Raw genomic sequence first — 24520 nt, 5'->3', positions numbered from 1 at the left:
TAGCCTTGATGGGTTAGCCGGCTAACCCCGCCGGGGTAGCGAGGAACAAGCCGGCTTGCGGCATCATGGCGGGCCATGCGCAGCCATGAACGGCGACAACAAAGGAAAGAACATGCAGCTTGCAGTGGCAGACCTGGCCTTTCACCAAAGGCTGGGCCGATTGATGGAAAAACTGGGTGAACCCGGTTTCTGGCCAGCCCTGGCACGGCTGCTGGCCGATGTCATCACCTTCGATACCTGGGTGGTCCTGCTGTTTCAGCCGGAACAGGCACCGCACATCCTGGCCGATCACGCTGCCAATCTGGCCGCTGCCGACCTGTTTGCCGACTACCGCGCCCAGCTCTACCGCATCGATCCCTTCTATGCCTTCAGCCAGCAGCAGCCGGCCAGCGGCCTGTACCGGCTGGATCATGTGGCACCCGATTCATTCCGTGACACCGAGTATTTCCGCCAGTACTTCAGCCGCAATGTCGGGGCTGACGAACTGCAATTCCTGCTGCCCATACCCGGTCAGGGCGTGCTGTCCTTGTCGCTGGGCAGTCGCCGGCGCTTTACCGATGTCGAAATCGGTGCCTGCCAGCTGTTCAGCCCCTGGCTGTTGCCCATGATGGGCAAGGCCATGCGGCTGGATGCCTATCTGACCGAGCAGCTGCGCCACAATCCGGCCGAGCGCCAGCTGCGGCTGGAAGATGCACTGCGCCAGCGTGGTGAGCCGCACCTCACCGAACGCGAAGTGCAAGTCGCCCTGCTGGTGCTGGCCGGCCACTCCACCAAGGCCGTGGCGCGCGAGCTGGGCATCTCGCTGGATACCGCCAAGGTGCACCGGCGCAATCTCTACGCCAAGCTGGGCGTCAGCAATCAGGCTGGCCTGTTTCTGCTGTTTTCCGCTCCCAGCGCGGCCGCAGCAGATTGACACGGGTAGCGGCAGCGCCTTGCCGCCCCAGCCCGCCCCGCGCCAAAGCCTTGTCATGCAACGGTTTTTCTGTCCCGGCAGCGTGGCATGCGACAGGAATGCCACAGTCCGGAGCCGCAAAACAGGACATTTCCCCGATGCTGGTTGCCAAGCAATTTGAATTTGTACACAATCAATATCACAGCAACAGCAAAGGAAGCCGGCATGGCCCAAGGTGGTAAACGCGATGGCGCAGGACGCAAATCCGCATTCGGTGGCGACAAGACCGTGGCCATGCGGGTGCCGGAACCACTGCGCCCCCTGCTGGAAGACTGGCTGGCGGAATACCGCCAGCTGCGCTCGGTGAAAACGGCGGACACGCAGGATATCCGCACCCTGTCCGACACCCTCAGCCAGCTGTCGCTGCCCCTGTTCGCCAGCCGGGTGCCGGCCGGTTCGCCGGTGGCGGCGGATGACCTGAAGGAAGCCGACATCGATCTGAACGCCCACCTGGTCAGCCACCCGGCCAGCACCTTCATGGTGACGGTCAAGGGCGACTCCATGATCAATGCAGGCATTCACGATGGCGACCTGCTGATTGTCGACCGCTCCTTGCAGGCGCGCAGCGGCAAGGTGGTGGTAGCCGTCATCAATGGCGAACTGACGGTGAAACGGCTGGAGAAAACGGCGAGCGGGCTGTTTCTGATGCCGGAAAACCCGGCCTACGCGCCGATTGAGGTGCCGGAAGAAGCGGCGCTGTTTATCTGGGGTGTGGTGACCAATGTCATCCATCCGGTCTCGTAAAGGAGAGCAAGATGCAAATCGATGAAAGCCTGATCAAGATGAAGTTCATGGACTGGCGTCGCCTGCCGCGCGCCTTTCGCGAAGTGCGCGCCGGCCAGCCACAAGTGCTGGTGTCCCGTACCGGTCGCAGCTACTTTGTTCCGGTGCAATTTGTCTGAAGCCATGGCGTACCGCCATCGGCACACCTCCAGCGAACCGGCGCCCTGCCGGTTCCGCTGCGAACGCCCGGCCTGAGCAACACGCGGGGCCAGTGCGAGCAGCAGCCGGCAATCCAGACCCGGTCCGGCCAAGCGCAGCACTGGCACCCAGCATCACCACGGCCCGAGCCTGCCCGCCGGCCAGCCTGCACCACGCCAGACGTCCACCCCGCCAACAAACCCGCGCCACACTGCCTGGCACATCATGCGCCAGCGTAGCAGGCGGCCATCCTTGCAGGGTCTGCTGCTGTTAGGCTGCGGCAACTGCCCCTGCCGCGCTGATCCGCCACAGGGCATGGTGAGAAATTTAGTGAGAAATCGCTGAAACAAGGCAGGATCAAGGCTGGGGCCATGCCAGCATGGCAGCCCTGGCAAGCTGCGCCGAGGGAAGCGAAGCGGGAGGAACCATAAAAAAGCCCTCCCACAAGGGGAGGGATTAACAGGGTATCGGGGAAGTGTAAGGACCGGAAGCTGAGGGCATCCGGTCATACAGCGCCTGGATCCATACCAAGAACCAAGCACAGAATCATCGTATCGCTTTGCCCATGGCATTGACTATGGGTGAATTTACTTAGCAGACATATCCTGCATGATCTTAAGAAGATTCTCAGCAGAAGTTTCGCGCCGTATCCGCTCAAAAAAAGCGGCCGCCTCGGGATAGGTTTTCTTCAGCTGCCCCAGCCACTGCTTGAGCCGGGCCGGCGGATAGCGCGACTCACCCGCCTCTGCCACGCATTGCTGATAGAAGTCGAGCAACCATTCCATCAGCACGGACCAGGCCATGGGGGTGGCCGACTGGTCGCTGGCGATACGCCGTGCCAGATCGGGAGCCGCAATCAGGCCGCGCCCGATCATGACACGCTCACAGCCGCTCTGCGCACGAATGGCATGATAGTCGGCCACGGTCCACACCTCGCCATTGGCAATGACCGGCACCGTGACATGTTCGCGGATACGGGCAATCCAGTCCCAGTGTGCGGGCGGCTTGTAGCCTTCCAGCTTGGTCCTGGCATGCACCACCAGCTCGGCGGCGCCAGCGCTGGCCAGCGCCTGGGCACACTCCAGCGCCAGACTCTTGTCTTCGTAGCCCAGCCGCATCTTCGCGGTGACCGGAATGGCTTCCGGCACAGCTGCCCTTACCTGGCTGACAATGCGGTACAGCAGCTCCGGCTCGGTCAGCAATACCGCACCACCTCGATGGCGGTTGACCGTCGGTGCCGGGCAACCGAAGTTCAGGTCGACTCCAGGCGCACCAAGGCCCGCCACCTTGGCGGCATTTTCAGCCAGGCATGCCGGGTCGGACCCCAATAGCTGCACCCGCACCGTGGTGCCGGCCCGCGTCTTGCCTCCATGCAGCAATTCGGGCGCCAGCCGATGGAAAGTCCGCGTCGGCAGCAGCACATTGGTGACACGGACAAACTCGGTTACGCACAAGTCGATACCGCCCAGACGGGTCAGTACATCCCGCATGATGGGGTCGACCAGACCCTCCATCGGCGCCAGCATCAGATTCATGGCTTAACCTGCTGAAAAAAGGGCGCTATTGTAACGGAATCATTGCCCCGGAGCGAATGCATGACCTTGAAGATCTCCCCCGTCGCACCACACCAGGCCGCCAGCTGCCTGCCGCTGTTTCAGGCCTATCTGGCCTTTTATCATGTCGAGCAGGCCGCTGCCGATTGCCTGGCCTTTCTCGAAGCCCGCCTGAGCCAGCATGAGGCACGCTTGTGGCTGGCCGAAGATGCCGGTGTCGCGGTGGGTTTTGCCCTGATGTACCCCGGATTCAATTCGCTGACGCTCAAGCCCAGCTGGCTGCTGCACGATCTCTATGTTGCGCCGGAATACCGCGGCAGCGGCGTCAGCAAGCAATTGCTGCAAGTGTGCCAGGCGCATGTGCTGAAGCTGGGCGGCGGCGACATCATGCTGCAAACCGCCCATGACAACAGCAAGGCGCAAAGGCTGTATGAGCGCAATGGCTTCGTGCTCGACACGGACTTCCGGGTGTACTACTGGGATGGCAAGGGAAACTGACCCGCAGTTGACCTGGTGGCCGCACCCGGCCATGCTGGCGAGCGTTTTGACTGCAAGGAGCACGCAATGGACATTCCACGCGGCATCTATCGCCACTATCGTGGCAATCTGTACGAGGTACTGGGGCTGGGGCTGCATTCGGAAACGCATGAGCCGATGGTGGCTTACCGCGCACTCTATGGCGAATATCAACTGTGGATGCGCCCGGCCGGCATGTTTCTGGAGACCGTGATCCACGAAGGGGAAAGCCGGCCACGCTTTGCCCCGGTCAAGCTGTTCTAGCCCGGTGGCCCATGCACATATACCGTACCGACCAGTTCCCCCTGCCCTTGCCTGCCGGTCACCGTTTTCCGGCGCAAAAATACCAGATGCTGACCGAGGCCGTGGCCCGCTTCGCCGCCGACTGCCTGGACACGGCAGCGGCTGCCACGCCATGGGAGCTGCAGCAGGCGCACTGCCCCGATTATATCGCCCAGGTGCTGGATGGCAGCCTGCCGGCGCGCGCCTGGCGTGAAATCGGCCTGCCATGGTCGCCACAGCTGGTGGAGCGCTCCTGCCGCTCGGTGGGTGCCACCATTGCCGCCGCCCGCTCGGCCTTGCTGCATGGCTGCGGCATCAGCCTGGCTGGCGGCACCCACCATGCCTACCGCGACAAGGGCAGCGGCTTTTGCGTATTCAACGATGTGGCGGTCGCCGCGAAGCTGCTGCTGCAAGAAGGGCTGGTACGGCGCATTCTGGTGGTCGATCTGGATGTCCATCAAGGCAATGGCACCGCTGCCATCTTTCGCGACGATGCCCGGGTATTCACTTTTTCCATGCACGGCGCAAAGAATTTCCCCTTCCGCAAGGAGGCCAGTTCGCTCGATATCGACCTGCCCGACGCCACCGGCGACGAAGTCTATCTCCGCCTGCTGCAACAGCATCTGCCGCTACTGCTGCGGCAGCAGCAGCCCGAGCTGGTGTTTTATCTGGCGGGGGCGGACAGCTATGCCGGCGACCGGCTGGGCAAGCTGGCGCTCAGCATGGCCGGGCTGCAGCAACGCGACCGGCTGGTGCTGGAACAGGTCGCCGCGCATGGCGCCGCACTGGCCATCACCATGGCCGGCGGTTACGCCAACGATATTGCCGACACGGTGGCCATTCAGCGCAATACCGTGCAGCTTGCCTGGCATTACCATAGCCGGGCCGGCGCAATGTAAGCAGCACCCGGCCAGACCGACCAACCATGACCACCCACTATCGCAGGAGCAAATCATGAGCAAAGCCACACTGGCCGCCGGCTGTTTCTGGTGTACCGAAAGCATTTTCCTGGCCTTGCAAGGCGTGCGACAGGTGCAATCCGGCTATATCGGCGGCCATACCAGCAACCCTGACTACCGCAGCGTGTGCAGCGGCCAGACCGGCCACGCCGAGGCCGTACAGATCGACTTCGATGAGCAGATCATCAGCTTCAGCCAGTTGCTGCAGGTATTTTTCGCCACCCACGACCCCACCACCCTCAATCGTCAGGGGCATGATGTCGGCAGCCAGTACCGCTCGGCCATTTTCTATTACGATGCCGAACAGCAGCGCATGGCCCGCGACTACATTGCCACCCTGGAGCAGCAACAGATTTTCTCCGCCCCCATCGTCACCACCCTGGAAGCCGCCAGCCACTTTTATCCGGCGGAAGACTACCATCAGCGCTATTTCGAGCTGCATGGCCACGAACCCTATTGCCAGGCGGTGATCCTGCCCAAGCAAATGAAGCTGCGCCGGCAGTTTGCCCAATGGCTGAAAGATAGCTGAGTGAGGCCCGCGCCGGCATGACACCGGCCACTGGCGGCATAGCCGCCAGACCGGGCCGCCACGACAGGGGCCGCGATCAAATTAGCGTTAAGCGGCCCTTGCTGCTACAGTCGACAACTGCATTGCCATGACTGGCCAATACACCACAACATCATGCCAGCCCAGCCCACCGCCACCTCACACCCGGCCAGCCTGCTGCGCCGCCACCTGAAGCTGCTGCAGGAAACCGACCGCCGCCGCAAATGGCTGCTGGCCGGCTTGTATCTGCTGCTCTGCGCCCTGCTGGCCCTGCTGCTGGTGCATGAAGCCATGCAACGCCAGCAACAGGCACTGGATGGCCTGGCCAGCCAATTGCAAGCCGACATCAACACCCACATGCAACTGGCCCTGGCCACGATGGACCACGCCAGCATGCTGCTGCCGCAACAAGCGACCGACCCGACACCACAGCTGCGCGATTTCGCCGGTCTGGCCGCTGCCCGCCAGCCGTTTATCGATTACCTGGGCTGGCAGCCGCGCATCCGCGCCGACCAACGCGCCCGCTTCGAACAGCAGCAAAGCCAGCTGCGCGGCCAGGCTTTCGCCATCCGCGACTACTGGCCCACCCGCAACGCAGCGGGCCAGGACAGCGGCAACTATGTGCCGGCACCGCCGCGTCATGACTACCTGCCGCTGCTGATGCAAGAGCCGGTGCCGCCCGCAGCGCTGCGCGCCATGCAGGGGCTGGACCTGCTGCACGACCCGCTACTGGGCCAGACCGTGCAGCAGGCGGTCAGCCAGGGCTCGGTACAATTCAGCCCGCCCAGCCGCATCGCTGAGCACTGGCATCTGCTCTTGCTGCAGGCCCGCTATGCGACCAACCCGCCCTCGCCCAATCCGCTGGTGCGCAGCGAACAGTTGCAAGGCGTGTTGCTGCTCAGCCTGCAACTGGATGGCTTGCTGGCTGCCTCCACCGCACCTTACCGCGGCTTGCAACTTGACCTGCTGGCCCCGGATGGCAGCTCCAGCCCGCTGCAAGTCAGCGGCCAGCAAAGCGGCGGCAACAGTCTGCTGCCAGTACAAAGCGCCCAGCTGCCAGTCGTGCTGCCTGTCGACGGCTATCGCCTGCAACTGGCACAGCCACTGGCATGGCAGCAGCTATCCCTGCCCCTGCTGGCCGTGGGCCTGGTGGCCAATACCCTGCTGTGCTACCTGCTATGGCTGCTGGCTGCCCAGCAGCAGCGCCAGCGCAATATCCGCCGTCGCGCCATGGATCACCTGCACCGCGAACGGGAGCACGCCAGCGTCACCCTGCAAGCCATTGCCGATGCCGTGGTCACCTTTGACACCACTTTTCGCATCCAGTACATCAATCCCTCGGCAAGCATGCTGCTGGGGCCGGGGCATCACAGCGTCATCGGCCAGAATGTGCGCCAGCTGCTGCGGCTGGGGCATGAATTTGCCCGCCCCGGCGACACCGACCCCTTTACCCAGGCCATGCAGATCCGTGACAACGTCTACCTGCCAGACAGCAGCTACCTGACCCGCAGCTCGGGTGAAAAACTGCTGGTGGAAGGCTGTGTGTCACCGGTATTCGACCAGCAAACCCGGCTGCTCGGCGCCGTGCTCACCCTGCGCGACACCGCCCCGCGCCGCCAGCACATGCTGGCCGCACTGGAAGCCAGCGAGCGCCGGCTGCGCCAGCACGAACAAGAGCTGGCGCGCGTGGCGCGCATCAACACCATGGGCGAAATGGCCTCGGGCATCGCCCATGAAATCAACCAGCCGCTGTCGGCAATTGTCAGCTACTGCCAGGCCAGCCTGAGCCTGCTGGCGGAAGAAGACCCCGATCTGCCACTGGTCTGCCGCGCCATGCAGAGTGCTGCCCACCAGGCACAGCGTGCCGGGCAGGTCATCCAGCGCCTGCGCGAATTCGTCAGCAAGCGCAACCAGCACCAGAGCCTGCTGGACCCGAACCAGATCGTGGCCAATGCCCTCGCCTTGCTGGAATTCGAGCTGCAAAGCCACGATATTCACCTGGAACAGTATTTTTCCGACAAGCTCTCCGCCGTTTATGCTGATAACATTCAGCTGGAGCAGGTGATTTTGAACATATTGCGCAACGCCATCGACGCCATGGAAAGCGTCCACCCCTGGGGCAGGCTGATCATCAGCACCGAGCAGGATGCGACGCGAGTGCGTATCATGATCGCCGATAACGGCCCCGGCATCGCCACCGCACTGCAAGACAAGATATTCGACCCCTTTTTCAGCACCAAACCCAACGGGATGGGGCTGGGACTGGCCATCTGCCAGACGGCCATCGACAATATGGGAGGCCAGATCCTGGCCAGCAACCGCCCATCCGGCGGCGCGCAATTCGTGATCGACCTCCCGGCACTTACCACATCGACAGCACAGGCTGTAGCAGGAGAACAAGTTTCATGAAGTACATGATGCCAACCGTTTTCATCGTGGATGATGATCCGGCCGTGCGCGACTCGCTGGCCTTGCTGATCATGGCCCAGGGCATGCGCACGGTGACCTTCGCCAGCGCCATGGAGTTTCTCGAAAACTATACCGAAGGCGAAATCGGCTGCATGGTGCTGGATATCCGCATGCCGCAGATTACCGGCCTGGCGCTGCAGGAAAAGCTGGTGGAACGCGGCATCACCATTCCCATCGTCTTCATTACCGGCCATGGCGACATCGAACAGTGCCGCCGCGCCTTCCAGTCCGGCGCCATCGATTTCCTGACCAAGCCCATCGACCAGAACCGCCTGATCGACAGCCTGCGCAAGGGCATCCGCATGAGCATTCACCAGCAGCAGCAGGAAGAAGAAACCCAGGAAGTCATGCAATTACTGGACCGCATCAGCGGCCGCGAGCGCGAAGTGCTGGAACTGGTGGCCGATGGCCTGTCCAGCAAGGAAATCGCCCGCCAGCTGGACCTGTCGCCGCGCACCATCGAGGTACATCGCGCCAATCTGTTCAGCAAGCTGGGCGTGGATTCGCTGGCCGACCTGATCCGCTTCTACCTCAAGGCGCTCGAAGCCACCGGCAAAAAACGCAGCGACGAGTCTTTTTTGAACGAAACGACCGCAAGGCAGTAGAATCGCCCACATGGAACGACTGTTCAAACATGTCTGCCTGGTGGCACGACATAGCAAACCTCAAGTGGTGGAATCGCTGCGCACGCTGGCCGACCACCTTGCCGCAGCCGGCATCACCGTGTTCGTCGACAAGGAAAGCGCCACGCCGGCCGAAGCCGGCCCGCACCTGCTGATCGAACGCAGCGACATGGGCAAGCTGGCCGACCTGGTCATCGTACTGGGCGGCGACGGCACCATGCTGTCCATCGCCCGCGTGCTGGCCCCCTACCGCGTACCGCTGGTGGGCATCAACCAGGGCCGGCTGGGCTTCATGACCGACATCCCGCGCCATGAAATGCTGGAAGCCATCGACGCCATCCTCGCCGGTCACTTTGTCCCGGAAAACCGCATCCTGCTGCAAGCCTCGCTGATCCGGGAAGATGCCGAGGTGGCCAATGCGCTGGCTTTCAACGACATCGTGTTCAGCCGTGGCGCTGTCGGCTCGATGATCGAATTCGAAGTCTTCATCGACAACCAGTTCGTCTACAGCCAGCGCTCGGACGGGCTGATCGTGTCCACCCCCACCGGCTCCACCGCCTATTCGCTGGCTGCCGGCGGCCCCATCCTGCACCCCACCTTGCAGGCCATCGCCCTGGTGCCCATCTGCCCGCAATCGCTGAATAACCGTCCCATCGCCGTCAACGACTCCTGCGAGGTGGAATTCATGCTGACCCGCGGGCTGGACGCACGGGTTCACTTCGATGGCCAATCGCATTGCGACCTGATGGAAATGGACCGCGTGCTGATCCGCCGCTACCGCAACCCGCTGCGCATCCTGCACCCGGTGGGTTACAACTACTACGACATGCTGCGCCACAAGCTTCACTGGGGCGAGCGACTGCTCTGACACGCACACACCATGCTGCTATCCCTACTGGTCAAAGATTTCGTCATCGTTGACAGCATCGCGCTGGACTTTGCCCCCGGCTTCACCGTACTGACCGGCGAAACCGGGGCTGGCAAATCCATCCTGCTGGATGCCCTCGGCCTGCTGCTGGGCGATCGCGCCGAAGGCTCGCTGGTACGCGAAGGCGCCGAAAAGGCAGAAATCAGCGCCGAATTCGACAGCCGGCAACGGCCGGAGATCAAAGCCTGGCTACAGGAAAACGCCCTGTCCGGTGACGACGACATCGTGCTCATCCGCCGCGTGCTGGACAAATCCGGCCGCTCGCGCAGCTTTATCAACGGCCAGCCGGCCACGCTGACCCAGCTCAAACAGCTGGGCGAATTCCTGGTCGACATCCACGGCCAGCATGCGCACCAGTCGCTGGTCAAAGCCGAAGCCCAGCGCGAACTGCTGGACGCCTATGCCGGCAGCAGCTCGCTGGCGCGTGAAGTGCACCAGGCCTGGCAGGAATGGCAAGCCGCGCGCAAGGCGCGCGCCGATGCCGACAAGCTGTCACGCGAATCCGAAGTGGAGCGCGAACGACTCACCTGGCAGATCAACGAACTGACCGAACTGGGCCTGCAACAGGACGAGTGGGCCAGCCTCAACCAAAGCCACTCCCGCCTGGCCAATGCCGCCGAACTGGTGCAGAGCGCCCAATACGCCGTCGACACCCTGTCCGAGATGGAGGGCAACTGCCTGTCCGTACTCACCCAGGTGCAAACCCGCCTGAGCAAGCTGGCCAACCTCGACCCGCGCCTGGCCGACACCCTGTCGCTGCTGGATTCGGTCGATGCCGAACTGCGCGAAGTGGTGTACAGCCTGCGCGACTACGCCAGCGACATCGACGAAGACCCCGGCCAGTTGCAGCAGGTAGAAAGCCGCATCGACAGCCTGATGAGCATGGCCCGCAAATACCGCGTACAGCCGCAGGAACTGCCGCTCAAGCTGGAAGACTGGCAAACCCAGCTGGCCGCGCTGGAAGCGTCCACCGACAGCGAAGCCCTGGCGCTGGCCGAAACCGCCAGCCTGTCGCGCTACCGCACCCTGGCCGAAGCCCTGTCCGGCAAACGCCGCCAGGCCGCCAGCGAACTGTCAGCCCGCATCAGCAAGGAAATGCAGCAACTGGCGATGAGCAGCGCCCGCTTCGCCATCGAACTGGCCGCACTGGCCGAGCCCGGCGCGCACGGCCTGGAATCCATCGAATACCTGGTGGCCGCCAACGCCGGCACCAGCCTGCGCCCACTGGCCAAGGTGGCCTCCGGCGGCGAACTGTCGCGCATCAGCCTGGCCATGCAAGTGGTGATCAGCCAGGTGGCCAGCGTACCGACACTGATTTTCGACGAAGTGGATGTCGGCATTGGCGGGCGCGTGGCCGAAGTCATCGGCCACATGCTCAAGCAGCTGGGCCAACGCTACCAGGTGCTGTGCATCACCCACCTGCCCCAGGTCGCCTCCTGCGGCGAGCAGCACTGGCAGGTCAGCAAACGGGAAGAGAAGAAACGCGTGGTCAGCCGCATCACCCCGCTGGAACACGAACAGCGCGTGCTGGAAATCGCCCGCATGCTGGGTGGGGCGGAACTTACCCAGACCACCCGCCAGCACGCCGCAGAAATGCTGGAAATGAACCGTGCCACCCCCTAGCCAAATCGGCTTGGGGCGGTTATGATTGCGTCCTCTTTGCCAGCGGCGCCCAGCGCTGATGGCATGGACACTGCGGAGGTTTGGGTGAGTGGTTTAAACCAGCAGTCTTGAAAACTGCCGACGGGAAACCGTCCGTGGGTTCGAATCCCACAGCCTCCGCCAGAATACTAGATAAGCCATTGAATTTGAAATAATTCAATGGCTTATTCTTTTTTCAGCCTATGACAAGGTCGCAAAAGAAAACATGATCAGGCGATATGTGCTTGACCTGGCTTTCTCCCCCATCCCCAAGCATCGTTGTTTTCACCCCGTTTTGCGGATGGGTGCCGACATCTGAGCCCTAGCGGGCAAGCACAATCCACGCTGAGGATGCCGTGCCGTGATGGAAGCACCCGCTTACACCGGCCAGGGCATCAACTGTCCATACGATAAGCATCCCTGAGCACAGCCGCTTTCCCCTATGCATTTCCCACCACACTGCAGGGACATCCAAGCGGGTAGCGCACTGGCATGCAATTTGCATTATTTGACTGCATACAGATCAGGGATGCCAATCATGCAGATATCCGCCACCACCAGCACTGGCAAGGTTTTCAGCGCCTATCAATCCACGGCCGCAGCGCAGGACAACAGTACCGTTACGGCCGCCCGGACGGCAAATATTGCCGACGTAGTCAGCATATCCGCCGCAGCGCGGGCACAACTGGCCGCCGATGCAGCCAGCAGTGCCGGCTCCACGGTCAGTCTTGATACTGACAAAGGCAGTGTGGCGCTGAATCTGGATACGTATTTCTCAGCAAAACCCGCCAGCCAATCCGCGGAGCTCCCGCCTTTACTAATGCCGTCCCAGCGCAATATCGATGCACTGACGCAGCATATCAATCAGAAATTCCCGGCTTTCCTGTCCGAGAACGGCATTCCGGCTGCGCCGGCCAGCATCCGGTACGATGCCAATGGACAAGCTCAATTCCCGGCTGATTACCCTTATGCGACACAGCTGAAACAGGCTTTGCAGGACAATCCGGGAATGGCCCGAGAACTGAGCACCGTCAAGGCGCTTGGCGAATTCAAGAATCTACTGGATCAGAGCCAGCCCTTGCAGCAGGCATACTCAGCCGCCAGTACTCCGGCTGCAGTCGATAAGGCGGTCGCCAAAAATGCCTACCTGTTTGCAAACAGTCCGCAATCTGAAAACGCCTTACTGATTTTCGACGGCAATGGCCAGATGCGTATCGTCAGCCGACCAGACATGGCGAGCTGAACGCGATTAAAACAGCCTTGCCGGCCCAAAGCCTGCTGACCGCCAAGGCCGAGGCGCATCCACTCCGGCCCCGGCGCTGGCACACCGTGTGATCGCCGGGCGGCAGGACAGCCATCACTCGGCAACACCCCGCCATTAAAGAAATGCCCGGACAGTGGCAAGCGGGCTGTAACAATCTGAAGAATCGGCAGACTGGCAAGAAGCTCCCGCCTCTTCTGCGCTCCTTATCCTTCCCCTTGCCATGGGCATGGATCATAGAATTCCAGCATCCAACACAAGGGAGGTTTTATGCGATTTGGTCTATCGGTATTGCTGTTAGGATGCGGACTGGCTGGCTGCAGTGGCAAAGAGTCCACCACATCATCGGCAGCCCCTGCCAGCACAGCACCAGCCAATAATACGGCACACGAGCAAGTGGGCAGTCAAACCTTGGCGGAAGAGCGATCTCTTGATCAGATTGCCGCCGCGGAGCCAGTAACAGTCCCGCGTCATCACTATGTGATCGAGGAAAATGGCGAGTACGGCTATGAACCCAGCGTCAGTCAGACCCAACGGCAGAACGGGCAGGTTGCGGCAGATATCTCGATGGTCAGATACCGTGGCGTCATCAAGGGCTATCACACCCTGACCTCCACCAAGAACCGCATCACCACAACATTGCGCTGCAAAGACCCCTGCGAGTTTGCCAAAATCAGCAATTCGGTCGGCAACATTACTTCAGATCCGGAAACCATGCGCCTGGCCCAGGGCTCGCTTGGCTGGGCAATGACGCAAGATGCCATGAACGGCCAACTCCAGGTCTACCGCAAACCGTAATACCCAGGATACCTGCCTGAGCGCAGGTATCTCCCAGCACCACTGCCTGCCCACCAGCGGCATCACTCAGCCGGCTGGGCTGGCGCATCACACCGCCAGCGGCTCCAGCTTGCGCAGCCGCAGGGCAATCAGCAGCAGCGCCAGCAAACCCAGCGCAATCATCGCTGCCACGCCATTCCACTTGCCCATGCCCCACAGCAGGCCGGAGAAGGACCCCACCACACTGGAACCCAGATAATAGGCTGTCAGGTAAAACGCCGAGGCCAAGGCCTTGCCGCGCTGCGCACGGCGGCCTATCCAGCTGCTGGCCACCGAGTGCCCGCCGAAAAAGCCAAAGGTAAACAAGGCAATGCCCGGCACCATCAGCCACAGCGAATCCGCCAGCGTGCACAGCAGCCCGGCAGCCATCAGCAGCACCATCAGCCACAGCATATTGCGGCGGCCAAAGCGGTCGGCCATGCGCCCCACCCAGGCCGAGGCCCAGATGCCTACCATGTACAGCGAGAACACAAAGCCCAGCACGCTATGGCTGAGATTGAAGGGCGCGGCCAGCAGGCGGAAACCCAGGTAGTTGTACAGGCTGACAAAGCAGCCCATGAACAGGAAGGCCGACAGGAACAACCAGGGCAGGCCGCCATCGGCAAAATGGCTGGCCACGTCGCGGCGGAACTCGGCCAGGTTGAATGGCAGCGGCTTGAAGTGGCGCGAGTCCGGCAGGCTGCGCCAGAACTCGATGGCACCGGCCACGCCCAGCACACCCAGTGCCAGCACGGCGGCGCGCCAGCCAAAGTGATCGGCAATCACCGCGGCCAGAAAGCGCCCGCTCATGCCACCCAGCGCATTGCCGGCGATATACAGGCCGATGGAATGTCCCAGCGACAGCGGCTCCACCTCCTCGCTCAGATAAGCCATGGCCACGGCGGGCAAGCCCGCCAGTACCACACCGAACAGGGCACGCAGATAGAGAAACTGCTGAAAGCTGGGCGCAAAGGCCGCCAGCAGCATCAGCAAGGCCGCCAGGCTGAGCGCGATATTCATCACCGGCTTGCGCCCCACCTTGTCCGCCAGAAAGCTGGCCGGAATCAGCGCCAGCGCCAGGCCAGTGGTGGGCACCGACAGCACGCTGCTGGCTGCCGCCGGGCTCAGGGCAAAGTCCTGCGCAAACATCGGCATCAGCGGCTGCATGCTGTACAGCATGGAAAAGGTGCAGAAGCCGCCCACGAACATGGCACGCGCAGTAGCGCGAAATGCGGGCGAACCGGCTTGCAGGCGAGGACTGGCGGAAATGGTGTTCTCCTGTGAGGCAGCGGGGCCTGCATGTAGCGTAGCAGCACAGGAAGCAGAATCGGGAGGCATGATGAAACCGGTAGCAGTGATACAGGCTTTGAGCTTAGCCCTTGACAAAACAGCAGTCCAATATATCTTTACTGAATTATTAATACTTTAAAAGTATCAATATGGAACTGCGCCACCTGCGTTATTTCGTCACCGTTGCCGAAGAACTGCACTTCACCCGTGCTGCCGAACGACTACACATGGCCCAGCCACCGCTGTCCCAGCAGATACAGTCCCTGGAAGCCGAGCTGGGGGTGGCCTTGTTTCTGCGGGAAAAGCGCAAGGTGGAACTGACCGCTGCCGGCCAGCAGTTTCTGCAACGCGCCCGGCGCATTCTGGCCGATACCGAAGAGGCCGCCGAACAGGCCAGACGCGCCGCCCGCGGCGAGGTGGGCGAGCTGCGCATCGGCTTTACCTCCTCGCTGCCGCTTACCCCCATCCTGCCGGCGGCGCTGCATGCCTATCGCCAGCATTACCCGGCGGTGCGGCTGACCTTGCGCGAAATGTTCACCACCGACCAGTTTTCCGCCTTGCAGCAACAGGACATCGACGTCGGCTTTGTCCGCTTCAACGGCCTGTCTCCGGCCGCCAACATCCTGGTGCAGGAACTGCGGCGCGACCCGCTGCTGGTGGTGATCAACAGCAACCACCCGCTGGCGGGTGAGCCCAGACTGTCGCTGGGGCAATTGCGTGACGAGGGCATGATCAGCTATCCGCGCAGCGCCGGCACCGGGCTGCACACGGTCATCCGCCAGCTGTGCGAAGCCTGCGGCTTCGAGCCACGCATCACCCAGGAAGCGGGCGAAGCCACTACCCAGGTAGGGCTGGTGGCTGCCGGGCTGGGCATTGCCATCCTGCCCTCGCCGCTGGAGTGCGTGCAGCTGCCCGGGGTGCGCTATATCCCGCTGACCGACGACGGTGCCTATCTGGCCATGGGCATTGCCACCCGCGAGGGCGACAGCTCGCCGCTGGTGACCGGTTTCATTGCCCACCTGTGGGATGAAATCCCTGCCAGCTGATCCGCTGCTGGCAAGTTGTTGCATTTTGTCTATCCAAAATTGGCAAAAATGGCCGACTTTCCAAGGAGAGCACCCAGATTCTTCGCCAATGGCGGCCCCATCCCTCATTTGCAGGATGGTCAGCCCTGCCTTGCTGCATGACACTGACTCCACAATAAGAGCGACTGACAAACCCCCTGCCGCTGCGTTGCGCCTCCTTGCCGTACTCCTGGTACTGTCTGCGTCGGCGCGCCTTGCCCCAGGGACGCTACGCTATTTTGTTAGCCGCTCTACAGGACAGACGGCAGGCCACGCAGCCACCGCACGCCATACAGAGGAGAACACCATGCAGCAGCCATCAGACCGCCAGCCGGACCTGGCCATGTTCAGCGCCATCTTGCTGGAAATCTATCGCCTGGCGCGCGAGGAGTCGCTGGAGCGCTTTCATCACACCGTGCTGGAATGCCTGCGCCCGCAGCTGGCCTTTGACAAGGCGTGGTGGGGCCGCGCCGCCCAGGCGGCGGATGGCCCGCACGAGCACAGTTCCTTTCTGTTTGGCCTGCCGGATCACTATATCGATGACTGGAAAGCCATCCGCCAGCACGATATCACCGTGACACGGGTGCATGCCCACCCCGGCCAGGCGGTGGTGGTGGACATGCTGGCCGACGATGCGCCGCCGCAACTGCACTGGCTGGGCCAGCGCCATGGCATTGGCGAATTGCTGTGCGTGATCCACATCGACCCGGTCACCCAGCTGAGCGACCATCTGGCGCTATACCGCCGCCCCAGCGCCACGCCATTTGGCGCTGCCGACAGCCTGTTGCTGTCCTGCCTGATGCCACACCTGGCCTCCACCGTGGCCATCAACCAGATCCGCACCCTGCAGGCCCTGCGCGAAACACTCAGCGGCCCGCGACTGGCCATGGCGGTGTGCGACCAGCACGGCACCCTGCATTGTGCCGAACCCGGTTTTGTCGACCTGCTGCTCACCGAATGGCCGCAGTGGACCGGCCCCGCCCTGCCCGCCGGGCTGTCACCGCAGGGGCATGACGGTGCCCGCCTCAGTATCGAAGCCCGCCGCAGCAGCGACCTCTACCTGCTGACCGCCCGCTACCGCTGTGCCATGGAGCAGCTTTCCAGCCGCGAAACCGATGTCGCCCGCCTGTTCGGCGAAGGGCTCACCTACAAGGACATCGCACGCAAACTGGGCCTGTCGCCACATACCGTGCGCCACCACATCCGCGCCATCTACGCCAAGCTGGGCATCAAGGGCAAGGCGGGCATCGCCCATCTCTTGCACCAGCAAGCGCCATTCGGCTGATCTCCCCAGCCTGCTGATTCCACCCCTACGTCGCTGAAGCTGCCATGGTCCGCCATGGCTGGCTGGGACAGCTGCGTCCACGTTTTTTCGCCCACCCACCCATAGGAGCATGCCATGCCCCCGTTTCGCCCCGTTCTGACCGCGCTGGCGGCCAGCCTCTTGCTCGCCAGCCAACCCGGCCATGCCGCCGACACCAATGCCCGTGACTTCTTCAGCGCACCGGTCGGCACCTCGCTGGGCGTGCTGTACCTGCCCGTCACCTGGGCCGACAGCTTTCACTCGGCCAGCGGCAACGACGACCACGCCCGGCTGAATGTAGAGGCCGTGGCCTGGCGCCAGCTGTGGTTTTCCGATGTCTGCGGCACGCTGTGCACACCGCAGTTCATCATTCCGGCCGCGCACATCAAGACCACCCTGCCCGGCAGCCAGACCAGCCAGCAGGACAGCGGCATTGGCGACCCGCAAGTGGGCGGCACGCTGTTCTTCATCAACCAGCCGGACCAGCGCGAATACAGCGGGCTGCTGACGCTGATCACCCTGCCGGTGGGCAGTTATGACGCGCAGCACCCGGATGTTTCCGCCGGGGCAAACCGCTGGGGCGCCACCTTTCTCTACAACTACACCCGCGGCCTAGGCAAGAACTGGGTGCTGGAAGCCTCGCTGGAAGCCCAGTTTTACGGCAACAACGACAACTATCTCGGCAGCAGCCTGAAACAGCAGCCGCTGTACCGCTTGCAGGCTTTTGCCTCCTACGACTTCACGCCAGCTACCTACGGCGCGCTACGGCTGTACCACACCCGTGGCGGTGCCTTGCGCCTGAATGGACAGGACCTGTCCGACACGCGGCAGAACAGTACCCAGCTGGGCGTCGAACTGGGCCACTGGCTGGACAAGCAAGACCAGCTGCTGCTGATGCTGGCGCGCAATGTCCACACCACCAACAGCTATGACAGCAGCCAGGCCATGTTGCGTCTGGTACATGTTTTCTGAGTTGAGCAAGCCGACAAGAACATCCGCCCGACGGATCACCCACTACCGAGGAAAAACCATGAACACACTCTCCCAGGCCAGTCCTGCCGAGGCCCAGCCCACTGAACGCTCGGCCATGGCCGCCATTGTCGGCTTTGCCGCCATCGTCCCCGCCGTGCTGATGATGGCCCCAGCGGTGGCCAGCCAGTTGGCCAGCCAGCTGCAACTGGGGCCGATCGACATCGGCAAGCTGTTTTCGGCCGAACTGGGCGCCATGAGCCTGGCCACGCTGCCGGCATGGTTCTGGCTGCCGCGCGTCAACTGGCGCAGCGCCGCCTGGCTGGCGGTGGCGGTCTTCATCGCCGCCAATCTGCTGTCGGCCACCACCGTCAGCTATCCGCTGCTGCTGGGCCTGCGTTTTGTCAGTGCGCTGGCTGGCGGATCACTGATGATTCTGTGCCTGTCCGCTGCTGCCACCCTGCGCAACCCGGACCGGGCCTATGGCCTGTGGGTAATGGGCCAGCTGGCGCTGGGTGCCGCCGGGCTGGTGGCGATGCCATCCTTGTTCGCCCGCTTCGGCATTGCCGCCTGCTATGTTGGCCTGGCCTTGCTGATGGCCTTGTGTGCCCCGTTGGTACGCTGCTTTCCCCAGGGCCAGCAAGCAAGCGCGCAACAAGCCGTACGATCCAGCACGCAGCACCGCCGTGGCCGCGCCACCCTGGGCATCCTCGCCACGCTGGCGTTTTACATCAGCCTGAGCGGGGTATGGACCTTCATCGGCCAGATCGCCCGGCAATCCGGCATTGATCCGCAGCAAAGCGGCAATATCTTCGCCATCGCCACCCTGCTGGGCGTGGCCGGTGCCGGCACTGCCTCACTGATTGGCCGCCGCCTGCCGCGCGCCCAACTGCTGCTGGCCGGTTTTGCCATGATGATGGCCGCCATGCTGCTATTGCTGAATGCCCCGGCGCTGGCGCGCTTTGCCACGGCGGCGCTGCTGTTCAAATTCAGCTGGACCTTCATCCTGCCTTTCATCCTGGCCACGCTGGCCGACATCGATCACAGCGGCAAGCTGATGAATGCCACCAATCTGGTGATCGGTGGCGGCCTGGCCATCGGCCCGGCGCTGGCCGGCCAACTGATTGCCGCCAATGGCGGCAGCCTGCATCTGCTGTTACTGCTGGCCACCCTGGTGGCAGCCATCTCGCTGGCCTTGTTGCTATCGCTCCAAGCACACCGCCCCACCCCTGCCCACGCCTGAAGCCGAGGAGAAACCATGACTTCCGCTACCGCCTTTTATTTTGATGAAATCTGCATGTGGCACAGCACCGGCCTGCATGCACTGACGCTGCCGGTGGGCGGCTGGGTGCAACCCCCCGCGGCTGCCGGCCATGCCGAATCACCGGAAACCAAGCGCCGCCTGAAAAACCTGCTGGATGTGGCCGGCATCAGTCGCCAGCTGCAGCAACGCTCGGCCGAACCGGCCAGCCGCAGCGACCTGCTACGCGTGCATGACGCCGCTTATCTGGATCATTTCAAGCTGGTCAGCGATGCCGGCGGCGGTGAAATCGGCCCGCAAGCCGCCATCGGCCCCGGCAGCTACGACATTGCCTGCCGCTCGGCTGGGCTGGCCATGGCCGCCGTGGAGGCGGTATGGCGCGGCGAGGTGGCCAACGCCTATGTGCTGACGCGGCCACCGGGTCACCACTGCCTGCCGGATGCCGCCATGGGCTTTTGTTTCCTGTCCAATATCGCCATCGCCATCGAGGCGGCCAAGGCGCGCTACGGCATCGAACGCGTCGCCGTGCTGGACTGGGACGTACACCACGGCAACGGCACCCAGGCCATCTACTACCAGCGCCCGGACGTCCTCACCATGTCGATTCATCAGGATGGCTGCTTCCCGCCGGGCTACAACGGCAGCGAGGACCGGGGCGCAGGGGCCGGGCTGGGCGCCAATATCAATATCCCGCTACTGCCGGGCAGCGGCCACGATGCCTATCTGTACGCCATGCAGCGCATCGTGCTGCCGGCGCTGGCGCGCTATCAGCCGCAGCTGATCATTGTCGCCTGCGGCTATGATGCCAATGCGGTGGATCCGCTGGCGCGCATGCAGGCGCACAGCGACACTTTCCGCCAGATGACCAGCCTGCTGCGCAGCTTCGCCGAACAACACTGTGAGGGGAAACTGGTGCTGATGCACGAAGGCGGCTACTCCGAAGCCTATGTGCCGTTCTGCGGCCTGGCCACCATCGAGGCGCTGTCCGGCCTGCGCAGCGAAGTGGTCGACCCGCTGCTGGACTTCATCAAGCAGCAACAGCCCTGCACGGCCATGCTGCAGTTGCAGCGCCAGTTGCTGGATGGCATGGCCAGCCTGCACGGGCTGTAGCAGGCTGGAATGACCATGCACAAGGCCCGCCAATGGCGGGCCTTGTTGCATTACCGGCTTATTGCCGGAAAACAGCGTTTATTGCTGCTGTTCCGCTGGCTGCGGCATGCTGCTGCCCTGCTCCGGCGCGGCATCCGGCTGCTCGCCTTGCGCTGCCGCTGCCGGCGGCTGCTCGGACTGGGTCTGCACTGCAGGGGTGGCGGCCAGGGCCAGATTGATCAAGCCCAGGCTGGCCAGGGGCAGGGAGAGCATGGCAACAACAAGCATGGTCTTTTGCATCGGCTTCTTTCTGTATGGTTGGAAGACCAGCCTGCCATTGCAAGCACCATGCCAGTTGTACATTTTTCTTGTAAAACAACAGCTTGCCGGCATAAGCAACCGACCAGGCCCTGCCCTTTGTCGGCAATGAGCGACACCAGCAGCATACCGTGACGCAAGCCATTGAAATGGCAGCATTATTTCCGTCGCCAGATGGCGACAGCCCTGCCCCAGCCGCAGCAGACTGCTGATTTGACAGTATTTTCCAGCACGGCAGGCATGAAAAAACCCGCCGCAGCGGGTTGGCAGGTGAAACGGAAGGGCTGGTCAGGCTGGTTTGTTACCCAGCTTGAGTTTGCCGGCCAGCCAGGTGTGGTCGTAGCTGACAATCTCGAAGGGGTTGCCAAACGGGTCGACAAAGCTGATGGAACAGAAAAACTGGTGATCCACCACCGAATCGCGCGCCACGGTCTGGCCGGCACGGTCAATCACCCGCTCACCGGCCAGCTGGTCTATCCACTCGAGGAAGTCCTGGCCATTGACCAGAAAAGCCACCGAGCCGGGTTCGCATACCGGCTTGTCTTCCTGCGAAATGGCCAGCCGCACCGAGCCATTGCTGTTCATCAGCATCACGACACCATGCGGGCCGCTCTGCATGTGCTTGTAGCGGCTGTCCGGCGCCAGGTTCAACACGCGCTGGTACCAGTTCTGCGCCTTTGCCAGATCGGTGACACGGACATGGATATGGTCAATCTTGCCAAGCGATAGCATTGCATCCTCATCGGGTGTGGGTGACGCGGCCACCAGGTGGCGCGCGCTCATTCTACGGTGTTTGCCGCAGCCGGCAACAATGCGGCTCGCTGCTGCCGGCTGTGGCTTGGTACTGCGCTGCCTGTGCCGCGCTCAAGAGCGCGCTTGCAGCAGCGGCTTGAGATAACGGCCGGTATGGCTGACCGGATTGTCCGCCACCTGCTCCGGCGTGCCGGTGGCAATGATCTGGCCGCCACCCGCGCCGCCTTCCGGGCCAAGGTCGATCAGCCAGTCAGCGGTCTTGATCACGTCCAGATTGTGTTCGATCACCACCACGGTATTGCCGTTTTCACGCAGACGATGCAGCACCTGCAGCAACAGGTCGATATCGTGGAAATGCAGGCCGGTGGTCGGTTCATCCAGAATATACAAAGTACGGCCGGTGTCACGCTTGGACAGTTCCAGCCCCAGCTTCACCCGTTGTGCCTCGCCACCGGACAGCGTGGTGGCGCTCTGCCCCAGGCGGATATAGCCCAGGCCCACATCCATCAGGGTCTTGAGCTTGCGGGCCACCGCCGGTACCACGCTGAAGAAGTCCAGCGCCTGTTCCACCGTCATGTCCAGCACTTCGTAAACATTCTTGCCCTTGTACTGCACTTCCAGCGTTTCGCGGTTGTAGCGCTTGCCATGGCACACATCGCAGGGCACGTAGATGTCCGGCAAAAAGTGCATTTCCACCTTGATCACCCCATCGCCCTGGCAGGCTTCGCAGCGACCGCCCTTGACGTTGAAGCTGAAGCGGCCCGGACCATAGCCACGCTCGCGTGACAGCGGCACCCCGGCAAACAGTTCGCGGATGGGCGTGAACAGGCCGGTATAGGTGGCCGGGTTGGAGCGCGGGGTGCGGCCAATCGGGCTTTGATCGACATTGATCACCTTGTCCAGCAGGCCCAGGCCCTCGATGCTGTCGTATGGTGCCGGTTCTTCACTGGCACCATTCAGATCGCGCGCGGCAATCTTGTACAGGGTGTCGTTGATCAGCGTGGACTTGCCGGAACCGGATACCCCGGTAATGCAGACCAGCATGCCCAGCGGCAATTCCAGCGAGACATTTTTCAGGTTGTTGCCGGTGGCGCCATGCAGCTTCAGCACCCGCTCCGGGTTGACCGCGCGGCGCTCGCCCGGCCAGTTGATACGACGGCGGCCGGACAGGAAGGCACCGGTCACCGAATTTTCACTGGCGGCGACGTCAGCCGGGGTACCGGCCACCAGCACTTCGCCACCGTGTTCGCCAGCGCCGGGGCCCATGTCCACCAGGTAATCCGCGGCACGGATGGCGTCTTCGTCGTGTTCTACCACAATCACGCTGTTGCCGATGTCGCGCAGGCGCATCAGCGTGGCCAGCAGGCGGTCGTTATCGCGCTGGTGCAGGCCGATGGACGGTTCGTCCAGCACATACATCACCCCGGTCAGGCCGGAACCGATCTGGCTGGCCAGACGGATACGCTGTGCCTCGCCACCGGACAGGGTATCGGCGGAACGTGACAGATTGAGGTAATCCAGCCCGACATTATTGAGGAAGGACACCCGCTCGCTGATTTCCTTGACGATTTTCTCGGCCACCGCATGTTTGTGGCCGCTGATGCTCAGCTGGGCAAAAAAGGCCGCGGTTTCTTTCAGCGGCAGCTGGTTCAGCTCGTGCAGGGTCCGCCCGCCAATGAAAACGTGACGGGCTTCCAGCCGCAGCCGCGAGCCCTGGCAGTGCGGGCAGGGCTGGTTGTTCTGGTACTTGGCCAGTTCTTCGCGCACCGCGCTGGAATCGGTTTCTCGGTAGCGGCGTTCCAGATTGGGAATGATGCCCTCAAACGGATGGGCGCGGGTAAAGCGCGTGCCCTTCTCCGACATATAGACAAATTCGATGCTGTCGCGCCCGGAACCGTGCAGCACCACATGGCGCACTTTTTCCGGCAGGTCTTCAAAGGCCAGCTCGGTAGGCGAGAAACCGTAATGCTCACCCAGCGCCAGCAGCATCTGGAAGTAAAACTGGTTGCGCTTGTCCCAGCCCTTGATGGCGCCAGCGGCCAGCGTCAGTTCCGGGTGGGCCACCACGCGTTTGGGGTCGAAAAAGGTGATTTCGCCCAGGCCATCGCACTTGGGGCAGGCCCCCATCGGGTTGTTGAAGGAGAACAGGCGCGGCTCCAGCTCCGGCAGGCTGTAGCTGCACACCGGGCAGGCAAACTTGGCCGAGAACCAGTGTTCCTCACCGCTATCCATCTCCACCGCAATGGCACGGCCTTCGGCATGGCGCAGGGCGGTTTCAAAGCTTTCCGCCAGCCGCTGCTTCATGTCCTCGCGCACTTTCAGGCGGTCGATCACCACCTCGATGGTGTGCTTCTTGTTCTTGTCCAGCTTGGGCAGGCTGTCGATTTCGTAGACTTCGCCATCCACCCGTACGCGGATGAAGCCCTGGGCGCGCAGGTCGTCGAACAGATCGAGGTTTTCACCCTTGCGGCCGACAATCACCGGCGCCAGGATCATCACCCGCGTTTCTTCCGGCAGCGCCAGCACATGATCCACCATCTGGCTGACGGTTTGCGAGGCCAGCGGCACGCCGTGTTCCGGGCAATGCGGCTCGCCTACGCGGGCAAACAGCAGGCGCAGGTAGTCGTGGATTTCCGTCACCGTGCCCACGGTGGAGCGCGGGTTGTGACTGGTGGCTTTTTGTTCGATGGAAATGGCCGGCGACAGCCCCTCGATCAGGTCGACATCCGGCTTTTCCATCAATTGCAGAAACTGGCGGGCATAGGCCGACAGGCTCTCCACATAGCGGCGCTGCCCCTCGGCATACAGGGTGTCGAAAGCCAGCGAGGACTTGCCGGAACCGGACAGGCCGGTGATGACGATCAACTGGTTGCGCGGCAAGTCCAGATTGACGTTTTTCAGATTGTGCGTCCGAGCGCCACGAATGCGGATGGTGTCCATGTGTGAGAGCGTTACTCAGTCGGTCGGGGAACCTGATAATATACCCGACTTGGCGACTGCCGCTC

Annotated in this window: 23 protein-coding genes and 1 tRNA gene; 19 read left to right on the top strand and 5 right to left on the bottom strand. The window is 62.6% G+C overall.

What is annotated here, in order from left to right:
- Nucleotides 1–112: 112 nt before the first annotated feature.
- From JHD64_RS00350 to JHD64_RS00340, 3 genes are all read left to right on the top strand, one after another.
- Nucleotides 113–913: a helix-turn-helix transcriptional regulator gene (locus tag JHD64_RS00350; protein WP_199051891.1), complete on the top strand. Its 801-nt coding sequence runs from the start codon at nucleotides 113–115 to the stop codon at nucleotides 911–913.
- A gap of 342 nt (nucleotides 914–1255) precedes the next feature.
- Entirely contained in the window at nucleotides 1256–1696 is a 441-nt protein-coding gene (locus JHD64_RS00345) for a LexA family protein (RefSeq protein ID WP_370540919.1), read from the top strand.
- A gap of 11 nt (nucleotides 1697–1707) precedes the next feature.
- On the top strand, nucleotides 1708–1854 hold the full coding sequence (locus JHD64_RS00340) for a hypothetical protein (RefSeq protein WP_170124147.1): 147 nt from the start codon (nucleotides 1708–1710) through the stop codon (nucleotides 1852–1854).
- 606 nt (nucleotides 1855–2460) lie between these two features.
- Here the strand turns inward: JHD64_RS00340 and JHD64_RS00335 are convergent.
- On the bottom strand, nucleotides 2461–3408 hold the full coding sequence (locus JHD64_RS00335; protein ID WP_199051890.1) for a tRNA-dihydrouridine synthase: 948 nt from the start codon (nucleotides 3406–3408) through the stop codon (nucleotides 2461–2463).
- Nucleotides 3409–3468: 60 nt separating this feature from the next.
- On the opposite strand from JHD64_RS00335, the gene JHD64_RS00330 reads away from it, so the two are divergent.
- From JHD64_RS00330 to JHD64_RS00280, 11 genes are all read left to right on the top strand, one after another.
- A complete protein-coding gene (locus tag JHD64_RS00330; RefSeq protein WP_059285141.1) occupies nucleotides 3469–3924 on the top strand; it encodes an N-acetyltransferase in 456 nt (151 codons plus the stop codon).
- A 66-nt stretch (nucleotides 3925–3990) separates the two neighbouring features.
- Nucleotides 3991–4206, top strand: coding sequence for a DUF1653 domain-containing protein (locus JHD64_RS00325; RefSeq protein ID WP_059285140.1), 216 nt, complete (start codon nucleotides 3991–3993; stop codon nucleotides 4204–4206).
- Nucleotides 4207–4217: 11 nt separating this feature from the next.
- Nucleotides 4218–5123, top strand: a complete 906-nt coding sequence (locus tag JHD64_RS00320; RefSeq protein WP_199051889.1) for a histone deacetylase — start codon at nucleotides 4218–4220, stop codon at nucleotides 5121–5123.
- 55 nt (nucleotides 5124–5178) lie between these two features.
- Nucleotides 5179–5712, top strand: a complete 534-nt coding sequence (msrA, locus tag JHD64_RS00315; protein ID WP_199051888.1) for a peptide-methionine (S)-S-oxide reductase MsrA — start codon at nucleotides 5179–5181, stop codon at nucleotides 5710–5712.
- Nucleotides 5713–5865: 153 nt separating this feature from the next.
- On the top strand, nucleotides 5866–8139 hold the full coding sequence (locus JHD64_RS00310; RefSeq protein WP_199051887.1) for an ATP-binding protein: 2274 nt from the start codon (nucleotides 5866–5868) through the stop codon (nucleotides 8137–8139).
- On the top strand, nucleotides 8136–8804 hold the full coding sequence (locus JHD64_RS00305; RefSeq protein WP_110312849.1) for a response regulator transcription factor: 669 nt from the start codon (nucleotides 8136–8138) through the stop codon (nucleotides 8802–8804). Before JHD64_RS00310 ends, JHD64_RS00305 begins: the two co-directional genes overlap by 4 nt.
- A 10-nt stretch (nucleotides 8805–8814) precedes the next feature.
- The gene (locus tag JHD64_RS00300) at nucleotides 8815–9690 is read left to right on the top strand and encodes an NAD kinase (RefSeq protein ID WP_059285503.1); all 876 of its coding nucleotides are present in this window, start codon (nucleotides 8815–8817) and stop codon (nucleotides 9688–9690) included.
- A 12-nt stretch (nucleotides 9691–9702) separates the two neighbouring features.
- Nucleotides 9703–11373 (top strand): DNA repair protein RecN, encoded by a 1671-nt coding sequence (recN, locus tag JHD64_RS00295; RefSeq protein ID WP_059285504.1) that lies wholly within the window; start codon nucleotides 9703–9705, stop codon nucleotides 11371–11373.
- A gap of 74 nt (nucleotides 11374–11447) precedes the next feature.
- Nucleotides 11448–11535, top strand: a tRNA-Ser gene (locus JHD64_RS00290).
- A 394-nt stretch (nucleotides 11536–11929) separates the two neighbouring features.
- A complete protein-coding gene (locus JHD64_RS00285) occupies nucleotides 11930–12634 on the top strand; it encodes a hypothetical protein (protein WP_146215878.1) in 705 nt (234 codons plus the stop codon).
- Between the two features lie 288 nt (nucleotides 12635–12922).
- Nucleotides 12923–13450: a hypothetical protein gene (locus JHD64_RS00280; protein ID WP_199051886.1), complete on the top strand. Its 528-nt coding sequence runs from the start codon at nucleotides 12923–12925 to the stop codon at nucleotides 13448–13450.
- Between the two features lie 87 nt (nucleotides 13451–13537).
- On the opposite strand, the gene JHD64_RS00275 is transcribed toward JHD64_RS00280, so the two are convergent.
- Nucleotides 13538–14806, bottom strand: coding sequence for an MFS transporter (locus JHD64_RS00275; protein ID WP_199051885.1), 1269 nt, complete (start codon nucleotides 14804–14806; stop codon nucleotides 13538–13540).
- 101 nt (nucleotides 14807–14907) lie between these two features.
- On the opposite strand from JHD64_RS00275, the gene JHD64_RS00270 reads away from it, so the two are divergent.
- The 5 genes from JHD64_RS00270 to JHD64_RS00250 all read left to right on the top strand — a co-directional run bounded on the left by JHD64_RS00270 (nucleotide 14908) and on the right by JHD64_RS00250 (nucleotide 20465).
- Complete coding sequence (locus JHD64_RS00270) at nucleotides 14908–15804, top strand: LysR family transcriptional regulator (RefSeq protein WP_199051884.1); 897 nt, start codon at nucleotides 14908–14910, stop codon at nucleotides 15802–15804.
- A 325-nt stretch (nucleotides 15805–16129) separates the two neighbouring features.
- On the top strand, nucleotides 16130–17107 hold the full coding sequence (locus tag JHD64_RS00265) for a response regulator transcription factor (protein ID WP_199051883.1): 978 nt from the start codon (nucleotides 16130–16132) through the stop codon (nucleotides 17105–17107).
- A 114-nt stretch (nucleotides 17108–17221) separates the two neighbouring features.
- Complete coding sequence (locus JHD64_RS00260; RefSeq protein WP_199051882.1) at nucleotides 17222–18097, top strand: transporter; 876 nt, start codon at nucleotides 17222–17224, stop codon at nucleotides 18095–18097.
- 58 nt (nucleotides 18098–18155) lie between these two features.
- A complete protein-coding gene (locus JHD64_RS00255) occupies nucleotides 18156–19337 on the top strand; it encodes an MFS transporter (RefSeq protein WP_199051881.1) in 1182 nt (393 codons plus the stop codon).
- A 15-nt stretch (nucleotides 19338–19352) separates the two neighbouring features.
- Entirely contained in the window at nucleotides 19353–20465 is a 1113-nt protein-coding gene (locus JHD64_RS00250) for a class II histone deacetylase (protein ID WP_199051880.1), read from the top strand.
- A gap of 78 nt (nucleotides 20466–20543) precedes the next feature.
- On the opposite strand, the gene JHD64_RS00245 is transcribed toward JHD64_RS00250, so the two are convergent.
- The 3 genes from JHD64_RS00245 to uvrA all read right to left on the bottom strand — a co-directional run bounded on the left by JHD64_RS00245 (nucleotide 20544) and on the right by uvrA (nucleotide 24455).
- Nucleotides 20544–20744 carry a hypothetical protein gene (locus JHD64_RS00245; protein WP_199051879.1) on the bottom strand — a complete coding sequence of 67 codons (201 nt, stop codon included), beginning with the start codon at nucleotides 20742–20744 and terminating at the stop codon, nucleotides 20544–20546.
- A gap of 306 nt (nucleotides 20745–21050) precedes the next feature.
- Nucleotides 21051–21494 carry a VOC family protein gene (locus tag JHD64_RS00240; protein ID WP_059286705.1) on the bottom strand — a complete coding sequence of 148 codons (444 nt, stop codon included), beginning with the start codon at nucleotides 21492–21494 and terminating at the stop codon, nucleotides 21051–21053.
- A gap of 132 nt (nucleotides 21495–21626) precedes the next feature.
- Nucleotides 21627–24455, bottom strand: a complete 2829-nt coding sequence (gene uvrA, locus JHD64_RS00235; RefSeq protein ID WP_059286706.1) for an excinuclease ABC subunit UvrA — start codon at nucleotides 24453–24455, stop codon at nucleotides 21627–21629.
- Between the last annotated feature and the right edge of the window lie 65 nt (nucleotides 24456–24520).

It is taken from the genome of Aquitalea sp. ASV15, from assembly GCF_016429115.1.
GTDB classification, from domain to species: Bacteria; Pseudomonadota; Gammaproteobacteria; order Burkholderiales; family Chromobacteriaceae; genus Aquitalea; species Aquitalea magnusonii.
The sequence above is the reverse complement of the archived record's forward strand: the minus strand, read 5'-3'. Positions and strand labels throughout refer to the sequence as shown.